A 22,474-nucleotide genomic window follows, 5' to 3' on the forward strand; every position below is an offset into this window, starting at 1 on the left:
TTGATTTGAGGAAAAAATAATCAAAATCTTTATTTTTGGGTAATAATCATTATGAGAAAAAAATTTCTGATTGCTTTAATTTTACAATAATGTTATAATCAAAATTAGTTTTGTCTGTTTTATATAATCAGACTCAAATTGTTTTAATTAATTTGCTTATTATATTTTGCATTAAATCTGTTACTACACTGTGCACATTCAACCCATAACATTTCAAAATCTATTTGATGGAGGGGTATGTGTTAATGATAAAAAAAGTGAAATCTACCATTTACCTGTCTGACATAAAAAAATTTGAATCAGGAGAGCACTTCGAAAGTTACAAGTTCTTGGGGAGCAGGGTTGTAAACTATAGAGGCAAGGTTGGAACAGTTTTCTGTGTGTGGGCACCAAATGCTAAAAGCGTGTCTGTTGTTGGAAATTTTAATAATTGGTGCGGCGAAAATCACAAGATGATGAGAGTTTATGGCAGTGGACTTTGGTGGCTGTTTGTAGAAGGCATTGGTGAAGGAGAGCTCTACAAATATGAGATTATTGGTGCTGATGGGAAAAGGGTTTTAAAAGCTGACCCGTATGCAATCTACTCTGAGCTTCGTCCCAACACAGCATCAATCGTAAGGAATATCCCGGACTATGAGTGGCATGACCAGGAATGGATGGAAAAAAGAAAAACAACTCCACCATATGACAAGCCAATCAACATTTATGAGGTGCATCTTGCATCATGGAAAATGAAAAAGGATGGAAGTTTAGAGAAGGCCGGTGAGTTTTATAATTACCGCGAACTTGCCCACATGCTGGTAGACTACATAAAAGAAATGAACTATACACACATAGAACTTCTGCCAGTTTTAGAACACCCTCTTGACATGTCATGGGGTTACCAGCCAACAGGTTACTTTTCTCTCACATCACGCTACGGTAGTATTGAGGATTTTATGTATTTTGTAGATATTATGCACCAAAATGGAATTGGAGTAATAGTTGACTGGGTACCAGCTCATTTTTGCAAAGATGAGCATGGACTTTATAGGTTTGACGGAACATTTTTATATGAATATGAGGATGAGCTTTTGAGAGAAAACTACACATGGGGTACTGCCACATTTGACTTTTCAAAACCACAGGTGCAAAGCTTTCTTGTCTCAAGCGCCATGTTTTGGTTTGATGTTTATCACATTGACGGAATAAGGGTAGATGCTGTTTCTCACATCATCTACATGAACAACAACCAGAAAAATAGATATGGCGGACATGAAAACATAGAAGGAATTGAATTTATAAAAAAGCTCAACAAGGCAATATTCTCAAAATATCCAAATGTCCTGATGATTGCCGAAGAGTCAACTGCATTTCCTCTGGTCACATATCCAACATACGACGGAGGGCTTGGCTTTAATTACAAGTGGAACATGGGATGGATGAACGACACTTTAAAGTACTTGCAAAAACATCCCAACGAGAGAAAACATCATCACAATCTTTTGACATTTTCCATAATGTACGCATTTTCTGAAAACTTTATTCTGCCGTTTTCACACGATGAGGTTGTTCATGGAAAAAAATCTTTGCTTGACAAGATGCCAGGTGATTACAACCAGAAATTTGCAAACATAAGACTTCTTTATGGCTATATGTACACACATCCGGGCAAAAAGCTCCTTTTCATGGGTGGTGAGTTTGGTCAGTTCATTGAATGGAGATTTTATGCATCGCTTGACTGGCTACTTTTGGACTACCCCATGCACCGCATGCTTCAGCAGTATGTTAAAAGCTTAAATAGATTCTATTTAGAAAACAAAGCTCTATGGGAGCTTGATAACAAAATGGATGGTTTTAGATGGATAGACGTTCACAACTGGCAACAGAGTGTCATATCATACCTGAGATTTTCAAAAGACCCTGATGATTTCCTTGTTGTCATTTGTAACTTTGGTCTTGCTTCATATGAAAATTACAAAATAGGCGTGCCAAGAAAGGGTATGTATTTGGAAGTATTTAACAGTGATAAAGCTGAATTTGGTGGTAATAATATAGTAAACACAGAAAAACTTAAAACAATTGATGAAGTATGGCATGGATATAACCAGTGCATAGAATTTAGGCTTCCTGCGCTTTCGTGTTTGATTTTCAAACCAATTGAATTTTTCAATACTCAAGAAGAAAAGAATCAAAATGACAACAATATTCAGACATAGGGTGGTGATTAAAATGAACGGTCCCAAGCGTGAGATTATAGCAATGATTTTAGCTGGCGGGCAAGGAAGTAGGCTTAAAGAGCTTACCAAAACAAATGCAAAGCCTGCTGTGGAGTTTGGGGGAAAGTATCGGATAATTGACTTTACACTAAGCAACTGTACAAACTCATCAATTGACGTTGTTGGAGTTTTGACTCAGTACCAGCCTTTTACATTACACTGTCACATTGGAATCGGGACTGCATGGGATTTGGACCGCACAAAAGGCGGTGTTTACATCCTGCCACCTCACACAAATGACAGTGGCGGAAATTGGTACAAAGGCACTGCTGATGCTATCTACCAAAATATGAACTTTGTGGAGTTGTTCTCACCTGAGTATCTTTTAGTACTGTCTGGCGACCACATCTATACCATGGACTATCAAGAGATGTTTAAATTCCACAAGGAAAAGAAAGCTGATGTGACAATTGCATGCATTGAAGTACCTATCCAAGAGGCTTCAAGATTTGGAATCATGAATACAAAAGAAGATGGTAGAATATACGAGTTTGAAGAAAAGCCAAAACATCCAAAAAACAATCTTGCGTCAATGGGAATCTATATTTTTAACTGGGAAAAATTAAAAAAATACCTAAAAGAAGATGCTAAGGATGAGGAATCTGCCCATGACTTTGGAAAAAATATAATTCCAAAAATGCTAAAAAGCGGCGAAAAGTTATATGCATATAAATTTAGAGGATACTGGAAAGATGTAGGAACAGTTGAGTCTTACTGGGAGGCGAACATGGACCTTTTGAATGAAGAGTGTCTTTTGGATGCGCCAAGTTGCACTTTAGACCTTTATAACCAAGAAACAAAAGTTTATACCTCATCAATTGCATATCCACCTCAATACATAGCCCCTTGTGCAAAGGTCAAAAAGTCGATGGTAGTAGAAGGTTGTAGCATATGGGGTGAGGTTTACAATTCAGTTTTGTCATACAACGTGTACGTAGGACAAAATGCCAGAGTTATAAACTCTGTTTTACTTAGCAGCGCCTCAATCGAAGATGGTGCCATTGTTGAAAATGCAATTGTGTGCTCAGGGGCAAGAGTTACAAAAGGTTGCAAAGTTATTGGAAAACCGGGGGAAATTGCAGTTGTTCCTGAAAACAAAAAGGTGACTTCTGACATCATAATTTCAGAATAATCGAGTGGAGGAGATTAAAATGCTTACAAATTACTTAGGTATTGTGAGCCTTACAGAAAATGAAAGTAAACTCAAAAGCCTCACAGCAACAAGGCCTTTAGCGTCAATTCCTATATTTGGCAGATACAGGGTTATTGATTTTGTGCTTTCAAATCTTGTCAATGCAGGCATCACAAACGTTGGGATTCTGGCTCCAACCAAGTCAAGGTCTTTGATAGACCATGTTGGAACAGGCAAGCCCTGGGATTTGAACCGCAAGGTTGATGGCCTTTACATTTTCAACTATTCGTATGAACCGCCTTCCATAAGTGATATAAAACTTTTAAAAAGCAATATGGAATTCTTACTTCGCAGTAGAAAAGAAATGGTAATTTTTACTTCATCTTATATGATTTGTAATATAGATTTTGAAGATGTAGCAAAATTCCATGAAGAAAGCGGGGCTGATGTGACAGTTGTGTACAAAAAGATTTCCAATGAAGATGACCTTTTTTTAGACCTTCCTACCCTGATGATTGACCAGAACTCAAATGTAATGGGAGTTGGGAAAAACATAGGAAGGCGCACAACTGTAAACATATCTTTGGATATGTTTGTACTCAGCAAAGAATTCTTGATTGACTGTATTTTGACATGTCTTGAAAATGGCAACTGTACAACATTCAGAGATTTTATATACAAAAATGTCCAGAATATTAACTTAAAAGCTTATGAGTTTAAAGGATATGTAGGATGTATAAACTCTATCTCCTCATACTTTAAAGTATCAATGGACATGTTAAATGTTGATATCCAGCGTGAACTTTTTTCAGAGGAAAGACCCATTTACACAAAGTCCAATGATTCACCACCAACAAGGTATTTTTCCACATGTGAGGTTGAAAACTCATTTGTGTCAAACGGATGCCTTATTGCAGGCAAGGTAAAAAATAGCATAATCTCAAGAGGAGTTGTAATAGAAAAAGATGCAATTGTTGAAAACAGTATAATATTTTCAAAATGCATTATTAAAAGCGGTGCTATATTGAAAAATGTCATTTTAGACAAAAACGTGGTAATAGATGAAAATGCCACATTGATCGGGCATAACAAAAATCCTCTTGTGATGGAAAAGCAAAGTTTTATAAATTTAAGCCAGTTAAAAGAGGTGAAAAGGGTATGAAAGTTCTGTTTGCAGTGTCTGAAGCATTCCCTTTTGCTAAAAGTGGGGGACTTGCAGATGTGGCATATTCTCTGCCAAAAGCGCTAAGAAAACTGGGAATTGATGTCAGAGTCATTATGCCCAAGTACGGTGATATTAGCTCCGACTTTTCCACAAAGATGAAACATCTGTGTCACTTTACAGTCCCTGTTGGCTGGCGAAACCAGTACTGTGGTATTGAGTATTTAAACTTAGATGACGTTCCATTCTATTTTATAGACAATGAATATTACTTCAAAAGACCGGGATATTACGGCTACTATGATGATGGAGAAAGGTTTTCATTCTTTTCAAGAGCTGTATGTGAAGCTGTGTATCATCTTGACTTTGACGTGGATATCATTCACGTAAACGATTGGCACACAAGCATAATCCCGGTTTTATTGAAAGCTCATTATATGCATTCTGAAAAGCATCGGAAAATAAAGACAGTTCTCACGATACACAATTTGAAATATCAGGGTGTCTTCCCAAAAGAAGTTATGCATGATCTCCTTTCCCTTCCTGATGAATACTTTGATGAAAACAGGCTCAAATTCTATGATGCAATTTCATTCTTAAAAGGAGGCATAATCTACTCTGACAAGGTTGTAACTGTGAGCAAAACATATGCAAACGAAATCAGAACACTTTCTCACGGCGAAGGACTACATGGGCTTTTGTCTGGGATTGGAGAAAAATTAATAGGCATTGTTAACGGAATTGACTATGAAGTTTACAACCCTGCAACGGACAAATTTATCTTTGTAAATTATGATGCAAATACATTTGAAAGCCGTAAAAAGGAAAACAAATTTAGACTCCAGCAAATGTTAAATTTACCTGTTACAGATGAAATTGTAGTCATTGGTATGGTCTCAAGACTGACAAAGGAAAAGGGAATTGATCTTATAGAAAAAATTTTAAGCAGGCTTTTGACACTACCAGTTCAGCTTGTTATCTTAGGGGCTGGTGATTACCATTATGAGCAGATGTTCAGACACTATGCTGCAGCATACCCCTCTGAAGTGTCTGTGAACATATGTTATAGCGAAGAACTCGCACGAAAAATTTATGCCGGCTCTGACATGTATCTTATGCCATCTTTGACAGAGCCTTGCGGAATATCCCAGCTGATTGCCATGAGGTATGGAAGTGTGCCGATTGTCAGAGAGACAGGTGGACTTAAAGATACAGTAAAACCTTATAATCAGTTTACAGGTGAGGGCTGGGGATTCTCTTTTGCAAACTATGATCCTGCAGAACTTTTTGCTATCATAAAATATGCACTTTCCATATATCCCGACAAAGCTCAGTGGAGATCTATTGTTTATCAGGCAATGACAAGAGACAATTCGTGGAATGCTTCAGCCTACGAATATCAAAAGGTTTATGAAAGCCTTTTAAACTCATAAAAATTCAGACTCAGGAGGAAAATTTTTGATGATAGGTGGAATTAAGGGTCTTTCAAAAGAAGAACTCAAAGAAAAGATAAAGCAGGATTTTCAGCGAAAGATTATATCCCTCTTTGCAATTGACCCAAAAGAAGCAACAACTTATCAGCAATACCTTGCTCTTGGCGAGGTTATAAAGGAATACTCTTTTGAGAGATGGCTTCAGACAAACAAGTACTACAAGCAAAACGATGTAAAACAGGTGTATTACTTTTCGATAGAGTTCCTTCTTGGGAAACTTCTTGTTAACAATCTCATAAACTTGGGAATACGTGATGTCTGCAGAGAAGCTTTAAACGAACTTGGCATAACTCTTGAAGACATTGAAGAGGCAGAAAGAGAACCAGGACTTGGCAACGGCGGACTTGGAAGGCTTGCTGCATGTTTTCTGGACTCTATGGCATCAATGGGTCTTCCCGGTCATGGAAACGGGATAAGATATCGATACGGTCTTTTTGAACAAAAAATTCAAAACGGGTATCAGGTTGAGGTGCCTGACAACTGGCTTTCTGAAGAGTATGTATGGGAGGTAAAAAGAAGCGATAGAGCCTGCATTGTAAAGTTTGGTGGAACAGTGCGTTTTGACATTGTTGATGGAAAACTGAAAGCCTTCCACGAAAACTATGAACCTGTTTGGGCAATACCTTATGATATTCCTATAATTGGATATGGCTGTAACACTGTAAACACCCTGAGACTTTGGAGTGCAGAACCGTTCGAAAATGTATTTGATTTTGCTTCGTTTTCAAGAGGTGACTATATTAAAGCTGTGGAATACAGGTATATGGTGCAGTCTATCACCCAAGTTTTGTATCCAGATGACACAAACGAACAAAACAGGATTTTGAGACTCAAACAGGAATACTTTTTTGTATCAGCCGGTGTTCAGAGCATAATAAGGACATTTAAAAAACGTGGAAAATCCATACACCAGCTTCCAGATTATGTAATGATTCAAATAAATGATACCCATCCAACACTTGTAATACCCGAACTTATGAGAATACTCATTGACGAGGAAGGTCTTTCTTGGGAAGAAGCCTGGGATATAACAACAAAAACTGTTGCATACACAAACCATACTATAATGGTGGAAGCTCTTGAAAAGTGGCCGATTGATATGGTAAAAACTCTTCTTCCAAGGATATATACGATAATCGAAGAGATAAATAGAAGATTCTGCAGCGAGATGCTTGAACGCACTGGTGGTGATTGGCAAAGAGTATGCAACGTAGCTATTATCCAAGATGGTCAAATAAACATGGCACACTTGGCTGTTATTGGTAGCAGCTCTGTAAATGGGGTTTCAAAACTTCACACAGAGATTTTAAAAAATGAAGTTTTGAAATGTTTTTACAGCCTTTATCCTGAAAAGTTTAACAGCAAGACAAATGGTATTACCCACAGAAGATGGCTTGTTGAAGCAAACCCGGATTTAGCAAGGCTCATCTCTGAAACTTTACAGACAGACAGGTGGATAAAAGAGCCTATGCTGATGTTAAAATTCAAAGATTTTGCAGAAGATAAGCTTACACAGGAGCTTGTTGCTAATATTAAATTTAATAACAAGGTCAAACTTGCCAAGTATATAAAAGAAAAATACAACATTGTGGTTGACCCGCGCTCAATATTTGATGTGCAGGCAAAAAGGCTTCATGCATACAAGCGCCAACTTCTGAACGCTCTTCATATTTTGCATCTTTACAATATGCTAAAAGAAAATCCCAGCTTGGATATTTATCCGCGAACCTTTATCTTTGCAGCAAAAGCAGCGCCGGGTTATATCCTTGCAAAAAAGATTATAAAACTCATAAATTCTATTGCTGAAAAGGTCAACAAAGACCCAGATGTAAAAGACAAACTCAAAGTAGTGTTCCTGGAAAACTATTGTGTATCTTTAGCAGAGAAAATTATCCCTGCTGCTGATGTGTCAGAGCAAATCTCAACAGCCTCAAAAGAAGCATCTGGCACAGGCAACATGAAGTTTATGATGAACGGCGCAATTACCATTGGAACTTTGGACGGTGCAAATGTGGAGATAAAAGAGGCAGTGGGTGATGAGAACATAGTCATTTTTGGCCTTTTGGCTGAAGAGGTCTTGGACTACTACAAAAATGGCGGGTACAGTAGTAGCCAGCTTTACCAGAAAGATTTGAGAATCAGAAGGCTCATTGACCAGTTAATCGGAAACTTTTTTGACGTGCCACCTGGTGAGTTTATGGATATTTATAATCACTTGATAACATATAACGATGAGTACTTTGTATTGAAAGATTTTGACTCTTACCATGAAGCTCAAATGAAAATTGATAAGCTCTACCGAGACACCAAACGCTGGCGAAAAATGATGATAATCAACATAGGAGCATCTGGAATTTTTTCAAGTGACAATACCATTCAAAAGTATGCTGATGAAATTTGGCATATAAAAAGGGTTGAAATTCCAGACTAAACTTGCATAAAAACTTAAAAAAAGGCAGGCAAAAAATTCAAAGTTCTAATGGGCCTGCCTTTTTTGTTTATTTAAAACTCTATAGCTTTTAAAAACGCATTGGCTATAATCATATGGCCTGTGAGATTTGGATGGATTCTGTCAAGCGCAAGCGCATATGAATGATAATGTTTTAAGAAATTATCAAACTCTTCCTGAACATCTACGAATATAGCACCATGTTTTTGAGCTACTTCTTTCATTGCAAATCGGTACTCATCCATCTTTTTCCTCATAGCATCATTCTTGTTGTCATCAATTATAAATGGCGACATCAGAACAAGCCCTTTGAGAGTCGGCTTTGTTTCTTCTATCAATTGGTTTAATGTTGAAACATACTCATCTAAATACACGTGACACTCATAAATCAAAGGATTGTCAAACTGTCTCCAAACATCATTTATACCTATCATGATAGAAAGCCAGTCAGGTTTTAAATCTAAAACATCTGTCTGCCAACGCGCTTTGAGATGCCTTACAGTATCTCCTCCAACACCCATATTGATAACTCTTATCCTGCTTTCTGGGTACTTTGCAAGAAGCTGAGCTGAAACAAGAGAAACATATCCGTTGCCAAGGTTATTCCAGTGAAGACCTTCTCCAACAGGTCTTGCCCTTCCGCAGTCGGTTATTGAATCGCCTATGAAAAGAAGTTTGCTTCCATTTTCAATCTTCATTTTTGCTGCCCACCTTCTTTTTAATTTTACATTTCACAGCTGCTTTGCTAAAAGCGCAGCCCCAATTATACCAGCATCATTTCCCAAAACGGCAGGAATGATTTTGGGCATTGGAACCTGTTTGCAGTAGAATTTTTCATACACAAGCTTTCTCACAGGTTCTAAAAGATACTCTCCTTCTTTGCTAACTCCTCCGCCAATGCAAATTACCTCTGGTTCAAATATATTGCAAACATTTACAAGACCTTCTGCTAAATATTTTACATACTTATCAACAATTGCTGCCCCAACGCTATCTCCCATTCGCTTTGCATCAAAAGCTGTTTTGGCATCAATCTTTGAAATATCACCATTTACAAGCTTCATGATAGTGCCGTTTATATCCCTTGCAGCAGCCTCTCTTGTCATTCGAATAAGAGCTGTTGCTGAAGCATAAGCCTCCCAGCAACCTCTTCTGCCACATGTGCACTGCTCACCATCAACACAAATTACCATATGCCCCAGCTCTGCACCTGCATGGTGTGCCCCGGTGTATATTTTGCCATCGATTATAATTCCCCCGCCAATGCCAGTTCCCAATGTAATTGTAACAGAAATCTTTGTGCCTTTTGCACCGCCTGCTATATACTCGCCATATGCTGCACAGTTTGCATCGTTTTCTATGTTTACAGGCTTTGGAATGTATTTTTGTATCTCTTCTCTCATAGGAACGTTCAAAAAAGCAATGTTGTTGCTGTAAAGAATCATGCCCTTTTCATTGTCAGGTGTACCAGGACTTCCAATTCCAACTGAGTGAATATCGTCAAGTGTAAGACCACATTCCTTTACAAGGTCAAGGCTTAGCTGTGCCATGTCTTTCATAATCTCTGTGTAGTGCCTGTGCGCACCTGTTGGAACAGAACCTTTTTTTAAAATTTTGCCTTCCTCATCAACAATTCCTGCTGCAATGTTTGTTCCTCCCAAGTCAATTCCTATGTAATACACCTTCTCTCTCCTTTCTAATTCTTAAGATTTTGATTTTATTATATCAACAAAAAGAGATTAAGTAAAATAGACTTTTTAGTCTTTATTTTTAGATATTTTGCATAATAAGTTTGCATAAAAATTAGATATTTATTGTTAGCTACAAGAATTGTTTTTTTGATATTATGAAAAAAAATTTGCAACATAATAGAGGAGAAGCTATGAAGTTAATAGGTAAAATATTTGAGGTCTTTTTTAAATATTTCGTTTTAGTCCCTGCCTTTATTGGCTTTATCGAGAATTAAGCAAGAAGACTCCATCTTCTAAAAGATGGAGATGAATTGCTAAAAATATGGTACAATATTCTTCAGGTGATGTTAAATGTACAAAACTCAGAAAAATCATATAAGATGTGATAAACAAACATACAGACTACTGCGAATGCTTTGCCATTTTTCAAAAAACTTGTACAATTATGCTTTGTATCAAGTAAGGCAACACTATTTTAAAACTCAGGAATATCTGCGATATGAAAGTGTATATCATCTTGTGAAAGAAAACGAAAATTACAGACTTTTGCCATCACAGGTTGCTCAGCAAACACTTATTTCTGTAGATGAAACATTTAAATCCTTTTTAGGTCTTTTGAAAGCCAAAAAAGAAGAGAAAACAGATAAAAAAGTTTCAATACCAAAATATCTGCCAAAGGACGGGATGTACCAAATTGTTTTTCCTAAGGATCAGTTCAAAATGGAAGGCAAAAAAGTACGATTGAGTCTTGGTAGGGGTTTTGCGAAAGAGTTTGGTGTAAGATACTTGTATTTTGAACTGCCACAAATTATTTCAGACAAAAAGCTCAGTGAAGTCAGGATAATACCGAAGTTTTGTGGCAGATGGTTTGAGATTGAGTATGTGTATGAGGAAAAAGAACAGATGAACATTCTTGACCCGAGCAGATATTTAGCGATAGATTTAGGAGTAAACAATTTTGCTGCTATTGTTGATACCATTGGGACTGCCTTTTTGATAGAGGGTAGGTTTTTAAAATCAGTCAACCGATGGTACAACAAACAAAGGGCAAGACTTCAAAGTGTATACTCAAAACAGGGAATCAAAATGGGCTCAAAACTTGCAAAGATTTCTCTAAAAAGACAGCATATAATTGACAATTTTTTAAATCAGACTGTGAATTTTGTAATTAAGCACTGTTTAGAAAAGAGGATAGGTAATATAGTGGTAGGGCAGTTAGAAGATATCAAACAGGGGATAAATCTTGGTAGGGTGAATAATCAAAATTTTGTGAGTATACCATATGACAAGTTCAAGAGAAAATTGGAAGCAAAATGCAAGCACTATGGTATAAGGTACATGGAAATAGATGAGAGCTATACATCACAAAGATGCAGCAGATGTGGGATAGTAGATAAGAGCAATAGGAAACACAGGGGATTGTACGTATGCAGAAGATGTGGGCATGTAGTTAATGCAGATATAAATGGGGCAATAAATATAGTTGGGAAAGTAGCTGGTGAGTCTGTGAAGAAGCAGATAACCAGTAGTGGGTGTGTGAACCACCCTGTGAGAATAAGGGTAGCTTGAAAGCCTACCAAACTTCTCACAAAGCCACCACCTCTATAGGTGGGCGGTAGTTCACTGGGAGTACTATTCTTTCCATTATTAACAAATCATTTGGCGGTCTGCTATTAATGCTAAGTGTTATAATTGTCTATTTGTTTCTACCTGAATTAGCATTGCTTGTAGGAAGGTATGGATTTGAAGAGGTATGGAAACAATTTGGAGTCCAAACAAAACCTGACTTTATAAGGCCGTGGAAATTAACTAAAATAGTATTATTTACATCCTGTTGCACTGCAGTAATAATTTCCATTTTAAAAATGATTGAAACAAAAAATTTCTTCTACCTTTTTGGCATTCCAATCAGCGGTTTGGTGTTTTATCTAGTATTAATAGTAGATAAATTAATCCACAAATCAATATTTAAAACCTTCTAAAATAAACATCTTGTAAGAATGAGAAACCTCAGAAATCAAAAGCACTATCAATTGTAGTAATTTCACCATTGTTAAAAAATTAAAGAACAAATAACTAATAAAGGAAATATAAAACTTTTACTATTTCTTTTATTTATTGCTTATCTTAATTTACCTTATTAATTTAGAACAATATTTAAAAAGTAGAATTTAGTATAAATTTATTTTCAAAGAAATCTCACGTCAATATTTTTATATAATTGAAACTATATCTTTTGCTGTATGTTCTTTGTGGTATACAAACTGTACAATAAGCTAAGTCATGTTAAAAAACAGAATTAAAAATGAGAATATAATCTTCAATATTAATTGAAATTAATGGAAGATATTCTTGTTCAATCAGAAAAAAGACAGTACAGATGATGTAAGATTTGCAAATATAATATAACAAAGTAACTGCCTATATAAAATTTTAAAATTATTCTGCCTATAATTTTAAATAAAGTAATCGTATGTATCAACTACAATAATGTTAAAAAAGTATTCCACAAATCGATACTGTTGCATGAGGTAAAATAATTTAAAATAGTAATGTTTTTCTAAAACAGGGTTGTTTTATCAAACAGCCCTGTTTTACATTTTTTATTTACCAACCAGTAATATTTAATTGTAAAACTTGAGATTTTTATAGTATAACTTTATATTGTTATTATCAATTCTTTTATTACTTAGCTCTCTAAATATATAAAACCCTTTTAACTTTCTATTATTCTCTACAACCGCTATCCCTTCAGAAATATTTAAAAAGAAGTAAGGTTTTTTAACTTTAACCTTTGTATCATTTTTCCTATCAATAACCATCGAGTAATCTCCCTTTTGAACAATTGCCAAACCATTATTAAAATCAGTTGCATAATCATACTCAAATGGAATTATTTCTTTTCCTTGTGAATTAATATATCCAAATTTGGTTCCTTTTTGCGCAAGTGCTAAGTTATCAAAAAAATATCCTATAGAATCATATTCAAACTTAACTACAATATTCCCATTTATGTCTAATACTCCAAATTTATTACTAATACTTGCTGGAAAAAGTTTGTTTATTGGAAACCCTAACCATGAGTAAATTGGTTTAATAACAATTTTACCGCTTTTATCAACAACTCCATATTTACCATCTTTATTAATAATTCCTCTTCCCATATAAAATGAAGATACACTACTGAAAAACACTCCTCTGGTTACAAGACTTCCTCTTGTGTTAATATAAGTCCATTGGCCATTTATTTTAACAGGAGCAATTCCTTCTAAAAAATCTCCTGCATCATCAAACTTTAGAGGAATAACAAGTTCTCCTTTAGAATTTATATAACCCCATTTTGATCCTTTTTTAACAGCAGAAAAACCTTCACTCATAGCTCTTATGACATCATAATTACCTTTAAACACACTTACCCATTTTTTGTTAGGTTGTACAAAATACCACTTATTACCTTTCTTTTGAAGAAAACCATTTCCAAACTTGACCCCTAAACTATCAAATCTACAAGAAATCAACTCATTGCCTTTTTCATCAATATATCCCCATTTACCACCTTTACAAACATTAGCAACACCATTGTTATAGGGAAGAGCCTTATCATATACAAAATCTGTAACCTTCTTTCCACTGGAGTCAATATAACCGTACTTTCCATTATATTTTGTTATAATCTTTCCTTCAGAAAAATAAGAAAAATCATCAACATTATATTCTTCTTCTATTTTTACGAAGCGAATGTCAATTTTTTCACAGCGAGAAACTGTATTAATTGTAAGAAATAAAAATACTATCAATACTGTAATAAAAGAGAAAAAAACTTTTTTTGGGAATTGAATATTTTTTACATATATCATTAAAACTCACTCCATTATCTATAAAGCTGAACATGAGTATTAGGCGCTTTTATTAAATTTGTAGTTGGTGTTATATCTATGGAAGCACCATTTATACTAAATGAAATACTTGGTGTTACACTCTTCGTATACTTTGCATAATGTCCATATGCGTCGACTACAGTCGTATTTGATACATTTGCTTTAATTCCTAAAGCCATAAAAGCCCTATTATTAATTTGTGTTTCGTACGTTTGGATAACAAATGCATATCCTTGCGCACTTTTCTCATAAGCCGTCCAGTAATAATCATATTGACCCGGTTCATAAATACCTAAATTAGAAGAGTATAATGTATATTCGTGTCTTAAATACTCACTATCTTTAATTACAGAATAATTAGCACCTACTCCTATTCCTATAATATGAGTATTTACTGGTTGTAAAAAACCATTTGATTCAAAATATGATATATCATTTGTCACAACATATTCATCACCCTCAATTAGTGCAATTTTTGTGGTCATCTTAACCCATGATAAATTAATACTATCAGTATTACTTGCGTTAATATTAACATTTACTTTTTTATTTAATTGAAAAACTTGTTTCTCAAAATCAGATTTTGTAATTTCAATAATTTTTGTTTCATACTCATTATTCTGATTCTTGTTCTTTCTCTCTTCACTTTCAGAGTTACTTTTCCTTACTTCTATTTGATAGTACTTTGTCTCTTCTTTGATATTCAGAATTTTCAGATTGTTATAAAAACTCTTCTTTTCATCACTCATATTTTTTATATCTATATCTACAATACCTAAATCACTTAACGTCAGATTATCGCTCGCAAAAGTGTATAATTGAGATATCATAATTAAAACCATTAAAACTGTTGAAACTATTGACTTTCTTAACATTGTTTTCCTCTCCTTTCTGGTATTTTTAAATATTAATAATTACTTAAATACATATTTATACCAGACTATTTTGTTTGCGTTATTAGCTCATTTAAAACACCTCCTCATTTTCGTTCATTACAGGAATGCTCATATACCTTAAATTCTCTACTTATTCTCAAGAGTGGCCATTTTCAGATATCTTCGTAAGGCATCTTGCGCTATCATCGAAAACTTTACACCTGACGATATCGCTTCTATGCCTTTAGAGGATTTAATTAAGTTTGTGTCCGATAACGGCAACAACAGACTCCCAGACGTCAACAAAATCGCTGAAATACTTAAAACCGAGACTCAAGCGTTTATACAAATTACATCCATCATTAGCTCAGGCAAATGACTTGGCTTTGTCTATGACTCTTGAAAACATTAAATTTATATAAAAAAAGAGGTGATATTTGCATCAATTATTTTTTATTTTAATAGTTTTTTCAAACAAGATGTCAGTTAAATTTTTCCTTGCTGAGCAGCCCGGTATTTTATTATCTTTTTTGGCATGATTATCTAAAAAATTCTCTCTAAAACTCCTTGACATTATACCTTTTGTTTTTCATTTAATCTTTATTTTTATTTTACTCTACAAAAGTAAATATGTCAACATTTTTTAAAATTACATCTACAACAATATTTTGTAATATAAATAAAAAAGGAACTGCCTTCATTAGCTAAAAAGACAGTTCCTTTCTTTATTAAACTTTAAACTAATAATAAACGCCATTATCTTCTCACCGCAATCTTATACTCTTTTCTAAACTTAAACTCTTCCTGCTTGCCTTTGTTCCAGCACTGAACAGGTCTGTAGTAGCCAACAACTCTGCTGTAAACCTCACACTCTTTGCCACAGGTTGGACAGCTAAAGTGCTCACCTGCAACATATCCATGGTCTGGGCATACAGAGAATGTCGGCGTTATTGTATAGTAAGGAATTCTATAGTTGTACGCAATCTTTTTGACTATCTCTTTGCAAACCTCAATATCGTCAATCTTCTCACCAACAAAGCCGTGTAAAACAGTTCCGCCTGTGTAGCGAATCTGGAGCTCTTCTTGATGGTCCAAAGCTGTGAATATATCATCTGTGTAGTCAACAGGAAGCTGGGTTGAGTTTGTGTAAAATGGCTCGTCTTTTCCTGATGTAATTATGTCCGGGAACATCTGCTTGTCTTTTCTTGCAAGCCTATATGATGTTCCTTCTGCAGGTGTTGCCTCAAGGTTGTAAAGAATTCCTGTCTCTTCCTGGTACTTTCTTATTCTTTCTCTCATAAAGTCAAGCACTTTTATAGCAAACTCTCTTCCCTCTTTTGTATCAATACCAACGCCCATGAAGTTAAGCAGGCTTTCGTGCATTCCAACAATTCCAATTGTATTGAAGTGGTTCTTCCAATACTCACCATAGCGTGCATAGATGTCGCGCAGGTAAAATCTTGAATATGGATACAAACCTTTCTTGGTAAGATCTTCTAATACCTCTCTTTTTATCTCAAGGCTTGTCTTTGCAATGTCCATGAGCCTTGCTAATCTTTCAAAATATTCATCTTCGGACTTTGACAGGTACCCTATTCTTGGAAGGTTGATTGTAACAACTCCAATTGAGCCTGTCAGTGGATTTGCACCAAAAAGACCTCCGCCACGTTTTCTGAGCTCACGATTATCCAATCTTAACCTGCAACACATACTTCTGGCATCTTCGGGTTTCATATCCGAATTTATAAAATTACTGAAATAAGGAAGGCCATACTTTGCTGTCATCTCCATTATCTTGTTTACAACCGGGCTGTCCCAGTCGAAGTCCTTTGTGATGTTGTATGTGGGTATTGGGAATGAGAATATTCTTCCCTTTGCATCTCCTTCCATCATAACCTCTGCAAATGCCATGTTGAACATATCCATCTCGCGCTGAAATTCTTTATAGGTCCTATCCATAATCTGCCCGCCAATAATCACTGGCTCATCTTTTAAGGTGGAAGGAGGCACCAAGTCCAAGGTTATATTTGTAAATGGACTCTGGAAACCCACCCTTGTTGGCACGTTTGTATTGAACACGAACTCTTGCAGAGCCTGTTTTACATCAGAGTATGTGAGCTTGTCGTAGTATATAAAAGGTGCAAGGTATGTGTCAAAGTTAGAAAAAGCCTGTGCACCTGCTGCCTCACCTTGAAGTGTATAGAAGAAGTTTACAATCTGACCAAGAGCACTTCTAAAATGTTTTGCCGGCTTTGATGCAACCTTTCCTTCAACCCCAGTAAAACCGTTTAAAAGAAGGTCTCTCAAATCCCAGCCACAGCAGTATACTCCAAGCACACCCAAATCATGAAGATGGAAATCGCCATTTATATGAGCCTCTGCAACCTCTTTTGGGTATATCTTGTTTAGCCAGTACTTTGAAATAACTGCTGTTGATATGTGGTTATTGAGCCCCTGAAGAGAATAGCTCATGTTGCTGTTTTCATTGACTCTCCAGTCCATCTTGCCAATGTACTGGTCAACTGTGTTTTCAATGTCCAAAAACAGGTTTTTGAACTCTCTCATATCCTGATGCTGTTTTCTGTAGAGAATGTAAGCCTTTGCTGTCTTTGCATGACCGTTTTCTATCAAAACCTTTTCCACTATATCCTGAATATCCTCTACATGCGGAATTGAATAGCCGAATTTTTGCTCTAAGATTTCAATAACTTGGTCTGTGAGCTTTTCAGCAATTGAGTAGTCAGAACCACCAACGGCCTTTGCTGCCTTAAAGATTGCATTTTCTATCTTTTTGCGGTCAAAGTCAACAATTGTCCCATCCCTTTTCATAACCTTTGTAATCATCGGTATCTTTCTCCCTTCACCTGCCTTTTCAAAATTTAAAAGTTTCTAAAAACATAAAAGTCTTTTAATGAATCAATAACCACTATATATTGTGTCGTTATTTTTCATCCAGCACAATATATTATATTCCAACCTCATTTCCAAATCAATGGGGAACAAAAAATTTTTTAAAAAACAAAAGGCAGGCATATTCTAAAAAATTGGTGCCCGCCTTTTACTCAAGCTATTTCAATTGCGTTTTTAGGACATACCACTTTGCAGCTTTCGCATTTTATACAGTTTACACTTTCAATGTTTCCATTTTCTTTGAAATAACAAACTTCTACTTCCATCGGACAATTTTTGTTGCAAAGCTTGCAGCTCACACATTTTTGGGCATCTATCTTGAGCGTCCCTCTTTTTTTGCCCACAACTCCGCTAACTGTCCCCATCGGACATAAAACACACCATGTTCTTGCTCTAAACAAAATTCCCAAAATTATTGCAATCAAAGTTGTAACCCATAAAAGCATCACAACACCTTTTCCGAATCTCTCTAAATCTCCCCCGCTTAAAATAGCATTCGCACTCATCATCACAACAAAAAATGTAAGCATAAATGCTTTTGCAACCTTTGATTTTAAAACTGCAGGAATATTTTTATTAAAGCTTGCTTTTGCAACAAACTCATCTAAAAACGCTCCTCTCGGACAAAACCTGTAGCACCAGTACCTTCCTTTATACAAGCTCAGCAAAACGCTACCTATCATGCACACAAATGCAAACAAACCTACTTTCGGATAAAAAAGTCCGCCTATTAAAACTCCAAAAAATACAAAAGTCAAAAATATCTTTGCAATGTGACTTTTGTCCATCTTCAATCTTTTTTCATTTTTTCTTTCCAGTACTTCCATGTCAGATACCCCCTTACCTTTTTCTTTTGTGTCATATGCAATCCAGGTATTTTTTATACCATGGGTAGGTATTGTATGTCAATTAGAAAGCCTTTATGAAATTTGCTAATAAATGTGAAAAATAAATTTTCTAAATTGCACAATCAGTTTAGTTTTGCTGTAAATTTCGAAACTAAATTACCCTTTCATAAATCTGATGTTTTATGTTAAAATATCACTAACCACATATTTGACCTTATCGACTTGGATCAGCAATCAAATTGTGAATAACCATATCAGAATACTATAAAACAATGCTATACCAAATTTTGAAGGAGGGGTTTTTGGTGGAAAGCTTTATTCAGAACATGTTTGCAGAGAGAATTGGCGGAAGCAAATTTGGTAAAGAAACCATTCTTTACAAGTTTGAAAAGATTAAAAGGGCAAAGGCAAAAGCAAAAGAGCTTCACCCTGACATGGAACTCATTGATATGGGGGTTGGTGAACCTGATGAAAAAGCTGACATGGGTATAATTGGAACACTTGCCTATGAAGCAGGAAAAGATGAAAACAGAGGGTATGCTGACAATGGTATATATGAATTTAAAGTAGCAGCTGCCAAATACTTAGAAAGAGTGTACGGCGTCAAGGGTATTAACCCTGATACAGAGGTAAACCACGCGATTGGTTCAAAGTCAGCCTTAGCACTTTTGCCCTATGCATTTATAAACCCTGGTGATGTAACAATAATGACTGTGCCAGGCTACCCTGTTTTAGGAACAATCACAAAATGGCTTGGTGGTGAGGTATACAATGTCCCACTTTTGAAAGAGAATAATTTCCTGCCAGATTTGTCATCAATCCCGGCTGACATAAGAAAAAGGGCAAAACTTATGTATTTGAACTATCCTAACAATCCATGTGGTGCCGTTGCAACAAAAGAGTTTTTTGAAGAGGTCGTAAAATTCGCAATGGAAAACAACATCATAGTTGTGCACGATGCAGCATATGCAGCTTTGGTGTTTGACGGTTACAAGCCACTATCCTTCTTGTCAGTTGAAGGGGCAAAAGAAGTTGGTGTTGAGATTCATTCTCTATCTAAAGCGTACAATATGACCGGGTGGCGACTTGCATTTGTTGCAGGAAATGAGCTTGTTGTAAAGGCATTTGCAGCTGTCAAAGACAACAACGATTCTGGTCAGTTCAAGGCTATACAAAAAGCAGGAATTTATGCACTGGAGCATCCTGAGATCACTGAGAAAATCAATGAAAAATATTCACGCCGTCATGACCTTCTTGTAAAAACATTAAGAGATCTTGGTTTTGATGCTCAAAAGCCAAAGGGGTCTTTCTATTTGTACGTTGAGATTCCAAAGGGCATTAAAAATGGCCGAAGGTTTGAGACAGCTGAAGAGTTTTCGGAATACTTAATCACAGAAAAGTGCATCTCAACAGTTCCATGGGACGACGCAGGACATTTTGTGAGGTTCTCTGTCACATTTGAAGCAAAGACACCTGAGGACGAAATAAGAGTTACGGAAGAACTCAAAAGAAGACTTTCTGATGTGGAATTTGAATTTTAGGAGGTTTTCTGATGATTGTTACAACAACTCCCTCTATTGAGGGCAAAAAAATTGTGGAATACAAAGGAATTGTGAGCAGTGAAGTAATTGTTGGCGTTAACATAGTAAAAGACTTTTTTGCATCAATCACAGACATATTTGGTGGAAGGTCTGGAACATATGAAAATGAGCTTATAAGGGCAAGAGAAGAAGCTCTGCAAGAACTTCAAAATAGGGCTGCAATGCTTGGTGCAAATGCAGTTGTTGGGATTGATATTGATTATGAGGTTTTGGGTGCAAATGGAAGTATGCTCATGGTTTCTGTTACAGGAACTGCTGTTGTAGTTGAATAAACTCTTTAATAGGTGAGAGAAAAAATGAAAGATAAACTTTTAGTGGTTGATATTGGCAATACTAATATTGTGTTCGGTGTTTACAAAGGGAAAGATTTGATGGCAAGTTACAGGATGAAGACTGACAAAGAAAAGGCTGCAGATGAGTTTGGAATACTTATGACACAGATGCTTCTGTACAGTGGTATAAATCCAGCTGAAATAATGGATGTTATCATCTCATCTGTGGTACCACCAATTATGTATTCGTTCGAAAGGGCAATACAAAAGTATTTTGGAACAAATCCTATGGTGGTGGGTCCAGGCATCAAGACGGGACTGAACATCAAAACTGAAAACCCGAAAGAAGTTGGTTCAGATAGAATTGTCAATGCTGTTGCAGTAAACGAACTTTATGGAGGCCCTGCAGTAATAATTGATTTCGGAACGGCAACAACCTTCTGTGCACTCTCAAGAAAATCAGAATACTTAGGTGGTGCAATTGCACCAGGCATTAAAATCTCGGCAGAGGCACTTTTCTCTCATGCAAGCAGGCTTCACAGAATAGAACTTCAAAAGCCACCAAGTGTAATTGGCAAAAATACAGTACATGCCATGCAGTCTGGTATCCTCTATGGTTATGTCGGTCTTGTGGATTACATGGTAAGCAGGATAAAAGAAGAAATGGGTGAGATAAACGCAAAGGTTATTGCAACAGGTGGTCTTGCAAGGCTTATTGCTGAAGAGTCAAAAACAATTCAGATTGTAAATCCTACCTTGACATTAGAAGGACTCAGGATAATATACTATAAAAACAAACAGATGTCAATTTAAAAATGCTAAAATAAACACGGGGCAATAAAACCTTAAAAAAAACAGCAGGTTTTGTTGCCCCTTCTTTTTATATCTGTTTTTCAAGCCACCTAATAAAATCATAGTGAAATTCTTTTTCTGCAATAACTTCATGAAGCTTGTTTGTAAATGCTTTTTCAGACCAGCTCTTTTTACCATTATAATATCTGTTGCATGTTTTCCAATATCTGTAGGGAAAAAGCAGGATTATATAGACAAGTTCAAGCTCGTCTTTGTTCAGCGGCGATACATTTGAATACCAGTTCAAGATGCTCTCACCTGTTTTTATATCCCAGTGAATCCTTTTTAACACCTTTTGCATAAAGCTTGTGAGGTCAACTATTCGAAGGTCATAGGTAAGATAATCAAAGTCTATAATATATACATCACCATCGTGAGTGTAGAGAATATTGTGGTAAGAGTAATCTCGGTGAATAAAACCTCTTTTTTCTCTTGCCTCATCACAAAGTTTTAAGTAATTTGAATTTTTAAGTTTTTCAAGCGCTTCCTTTGCAAGGTCAAAATAATATGAGTATGTAAATAGATACTCGTAATCAAACATGCTCTTTTTTTTCTCTGCCATCTTTCTCATACGCAAAAATTCGTTGCAGCGCTTTTCAAACCTTGTAAGAAGTTTTCCCAAATCATCTCTGACCCTTGCACCTTCGGGAACATTTGTATAACCTATTGATGCTTCGTGCAGCATGGCAAGTTTTTCTGTCGCAGCTTTCAGTTCTATCGGGTTTTCAAGTTCACACTCTCTCGCGTCAATCCAGTCTGTCAACACATAGATTTCATCACCCAACATAACATAAGGCAAGCCTTCCTTGCTTAAGTTAAACCTGTCAATGTCTATAAACCCTCTTGAAACAAGGTGTTCTTTGCCCCCGTGAATAAACAAAAGCGTTTCCACCGAATAGTCTACTCTTTTAAAACATTTAAGACCACTGCCGGTGGAGAGAACTAAAATGTCACGGATAGGCATAAAATAAAAAACCTCTATATCAAAAAATTGAGTTATTTCCTCTCTCAGAGCAATCATAACAAAAAACACCTCCCACTAAAAACTATATG

Annotated in this window: 17 protein-coding genes; 10 read left to right on the forward strand and 7 right to left on the reverse strand. The window is 35.9% G+C overall.

What is annotated here, in order from left to right:
- The first annotated feature begins 245 nt into the window (after nucleotides 1-245).
- The 5 genes from glgB to CALHY_RS10630 are packed head-to-tail and all read left to right on the forward strand — an operon-like array spanning nucleotide 246 to nucleotide 8,476.
- A complete protein-coding gene (gene glgB, locus CALHY_RS10610) occupies nucleotides 246-2,198 on the forward strand; it encodes a 1,4-alpha-glucan branching protein GlgB (RefSeq protein WP_013403949.1) in 1,953 nt (650 codons plus the stop codon).
- Nucleotides 2,199-2,211: 13 nt separating this feature from the next.
- Complete coding sequence (locus CALHY_RS10615; RefSeq protein ID WP_013403950.1) at nucleotides 2,212-3,390, forward strand: glucose-1-phosphate adenylyltransferase; 1,179 nt, start codon at nucleotides 2,212-2,214, stop codon at nucleotides 3,388-3,390.
- 19 nt (nucleotides 3,391-3,409) lie between these two features.
- Nucleotides 3,410-4,552, forward strand: coding sequence for a glucose-1-phosphate adenylyltransferase subunit GlgD (gene glgD, locus CALHY_RS10620; RefSeq protein ID WP_013403951.1), 1,143 nt, complete (start codon nucleotides 3,410-3,412; stop codon nucleotides 4,550-4,552).
- Nucleotides 4,549-5,985, forward strand: a complete 1,437-nt coding sequence (gene glgA / locus CALHY_RS10625; RefSeq protein ID WP_013403952.1) for a glycogen synthase GlgA — start codon at nucleotides 4,549-4,551, stop codon at nucleotides 5,983-5,985. Before glgD ends, glgA begins: the two co-directional genes overlap by 4 nt.
- A gap of 28 nt (nucleotides 5,986-6,013) precedes the next feature.
- On the forward strand, nucleotides 6,014-8,476 hold the full coding sequence (locus tag CALHY_RS10630) for a glycogen/starch/alpha-glucan phosphorylase (RefSeq protein ID WP_013403953.1): 2,463 nt from the start codon (nucleotides 6,014-6,016) through the stop codon (nucleotides 8,474-8,476).
- A 71-nt stretch (nucleotides 8,477-8,547) separates the two neighbouring features.
- On the opposite strand, the gene CALHY_RS10635 is transcribed toward CALHY_RS10630, so the two are convergent.
- Nucleotides 8,548-9,192 carry an SGNH/GDSL hydrolase family protein gene (locus CALHY_RS10635; RefSeq protein WP_013403954.1) on the reverse strand — a complete coding sequence of 215 codons (645 nt, stop codon included), beginning with the start codon at nucleotides 9,190-9,192 and terminating at the stop codon, nucleotides 8,548-8,550.
- A gap of 33 nt (nucleotides 9,193-9,225) precedes the next feature.
- On the reverse strand, nucleotides 9,226-10,176 hold the full coding sequence (locus CALHY_RS10640; protein WP_013403955.1) for an ROK family protein: 951 nt from the start codon (nucleotides 10,174-10,176) through the stop codon (nucleotides 9,226-9,228).
- A 360-nt stretch (nucleotides 10,177-10,536) separates the two neighbouring features.
- On the opposite strand from CALHY_RS10640, the gene CALHY_RS10645 reads away from it, so the two are divergent.
- Nucleotides 10,537-11,754: an RNA-guided endonuclease InsQ/TnpB family protein gene (locus CALHY_RS10645; RefSeq protein WP_013403956.1), complete on the forward strand. Its 1,218-nt coding sequence runs from the start codon at nucleotides 10,537-10,539 to the stop codon at nucleotides 11,752-11,754.
- 107 nt (nucleotides 11,755-11,861) lie between these two features.
- Nucleotides 11,862-12,167 (forward strand): hypothetical protein, encoded by a 306-nt coding sequence (locus tag CALHY_RS10650; protein ID WP_013403957.1) that lies wholly within the window; start codon nucleotides 11,862-11,864, stop codon nucleotides 12,165-12,167.
- 642 nt (nucleotides 12,168-12,809) lie between these two features.
- Here CALHY_RS10650 and CALHY_RS10655 read toward each other — a convergent pair.
- The 4 genes from CALHY_RS10655 to CALHY_RS10670 all read right to left on the reverse strand — a co-directional run bounded on the left by CALHY_RS10655 (nucleotide 12,810) and on the right by CALHY_RS10670 (nucleotide 18,675).
- Entirely contained in the window at nucleotides 12,810-14,042 is a 1,233-nt protein-coding gene (locus tag CALHY_RS10655) for a WG repeat-containing protein (RefSeq protein WP_013403958.1), read from the reverse strand.
- A 14-nt stretch (nucleotides 14,043-14,056) separates the two neighbouring features.
- On the reverse strand, nucleotides 14,057-14,938 hold the full coding sequence (locus CALHY_RS10660) for a hypothetical protein (RefSeq protein WP_013403959.1): 882 nt from the start codon (nucleotides 14,936-14,938) through the stop codon (nucleotides 14,057-14,059).
- A 756-nt stretch (nucleotides 14,939-15,694) separates the two neighbouring features.
- Nucleotides 15,695-17,782, reverse strand: coding sequence for a ribonucleoside triphosphate reductase (locus tag CALHY_RS10665; RefSeq protein ID WP_013403960.1), 2,088 nt, complete (start codon nucleotides 17,780-17,782; stop codon nucleotides 15,695-15,697).
- A 218-nt stretch (nucleotides 17,783-18,000) separates the two neighbouring features.
- Nucleotides 18,001-18,675, reverse strand: a complete 675-nt coding sequence (locus CALHY_RS10670) for a 4Fe-4S binding protein (protein ID WP_013403961.1) — start codon at nucleotides 18,673-18,675, stop codon at nucleotides 18,001-18,003.
- 326 nt (nucleotides 18,676-19,001) lie between these two features.
- On the opposite strand from CALHY_RS10670, the gene CALHY_RS10675 reads away from it, so the two are divergent.
- From CALHY_RS10675 to CALHY_RS10685, 3 genes are read left to right on the forward strand one after another with little or no spacing between them, the layout of a single operon-like run.
- Nucleotides 19,002-20,237, forward strand: coding sequence for an LL-diaminopimelate aminotransferase (locus CALHY_RS10675; protein WP_013403962.1), 1,236 nt, complete (start codon nucleotides 19,002-19,004; stop codon nucleotides 20,235-20,237).
- Between the two features lie 11 nt (nucleotides 20,238-20,248).
- On the forward strand, nucleotides 20,249-20,569 hold the full coding sequence (locus CALHY_RS10680; RefSeq protein ID WP_013403963.1) for a heavy metal-binding domain-containing protein: 321 nt from the start codon (nucleotides 20,249-20,251) through the stop codon (nucleotides 20,567-20,569).
- 24 nt (nucleotides 20,570-20,593) lie between these two features.
- Nucleotides 20,594-21,382: a type III pantothenate kinase gene (locus CALHY_RS10685; RefSeq protein WP_013403964.1), complete on the forward strand. Its 789-nt coding sequence runs from the start codon at nucleotides 20,594-20,596 to the stop codon at nucleotides 21,380-21,382.
- Nucleotides 21,383-21,449: 67 nt separating this feature from the next.
- On the opposite strand, the gene CALHY_RS10690 is transcribed toward CALHY_RS10685, so the two are convergent.
- A complete protein-coding gene (locus CALHY_RS10690; RefSeq protein WP_013403965.1) occupies nucleotides 21,450-22,442 on the reverse strand; it encodes a CotS family spore coat protein in 993 nt (330 codons plus the stop codon).
- Nucleotides 22,443-22,474: the final 32 nt, after the last annotated feature.

It is taken from the genome of Caldicellulosiruptor hydrothermalis 108 (assembly GCF_000166355.1).
GTDB classification, from domain to species: domain Bacteria; phylum Bacillota; class Thermoanaerobacteria; order Caldicellulosiruptorales; family Caldicellulosiruptoraceae; genus Caldicellulosiruptor; species Caldicellulosiruptor hydrothermalis.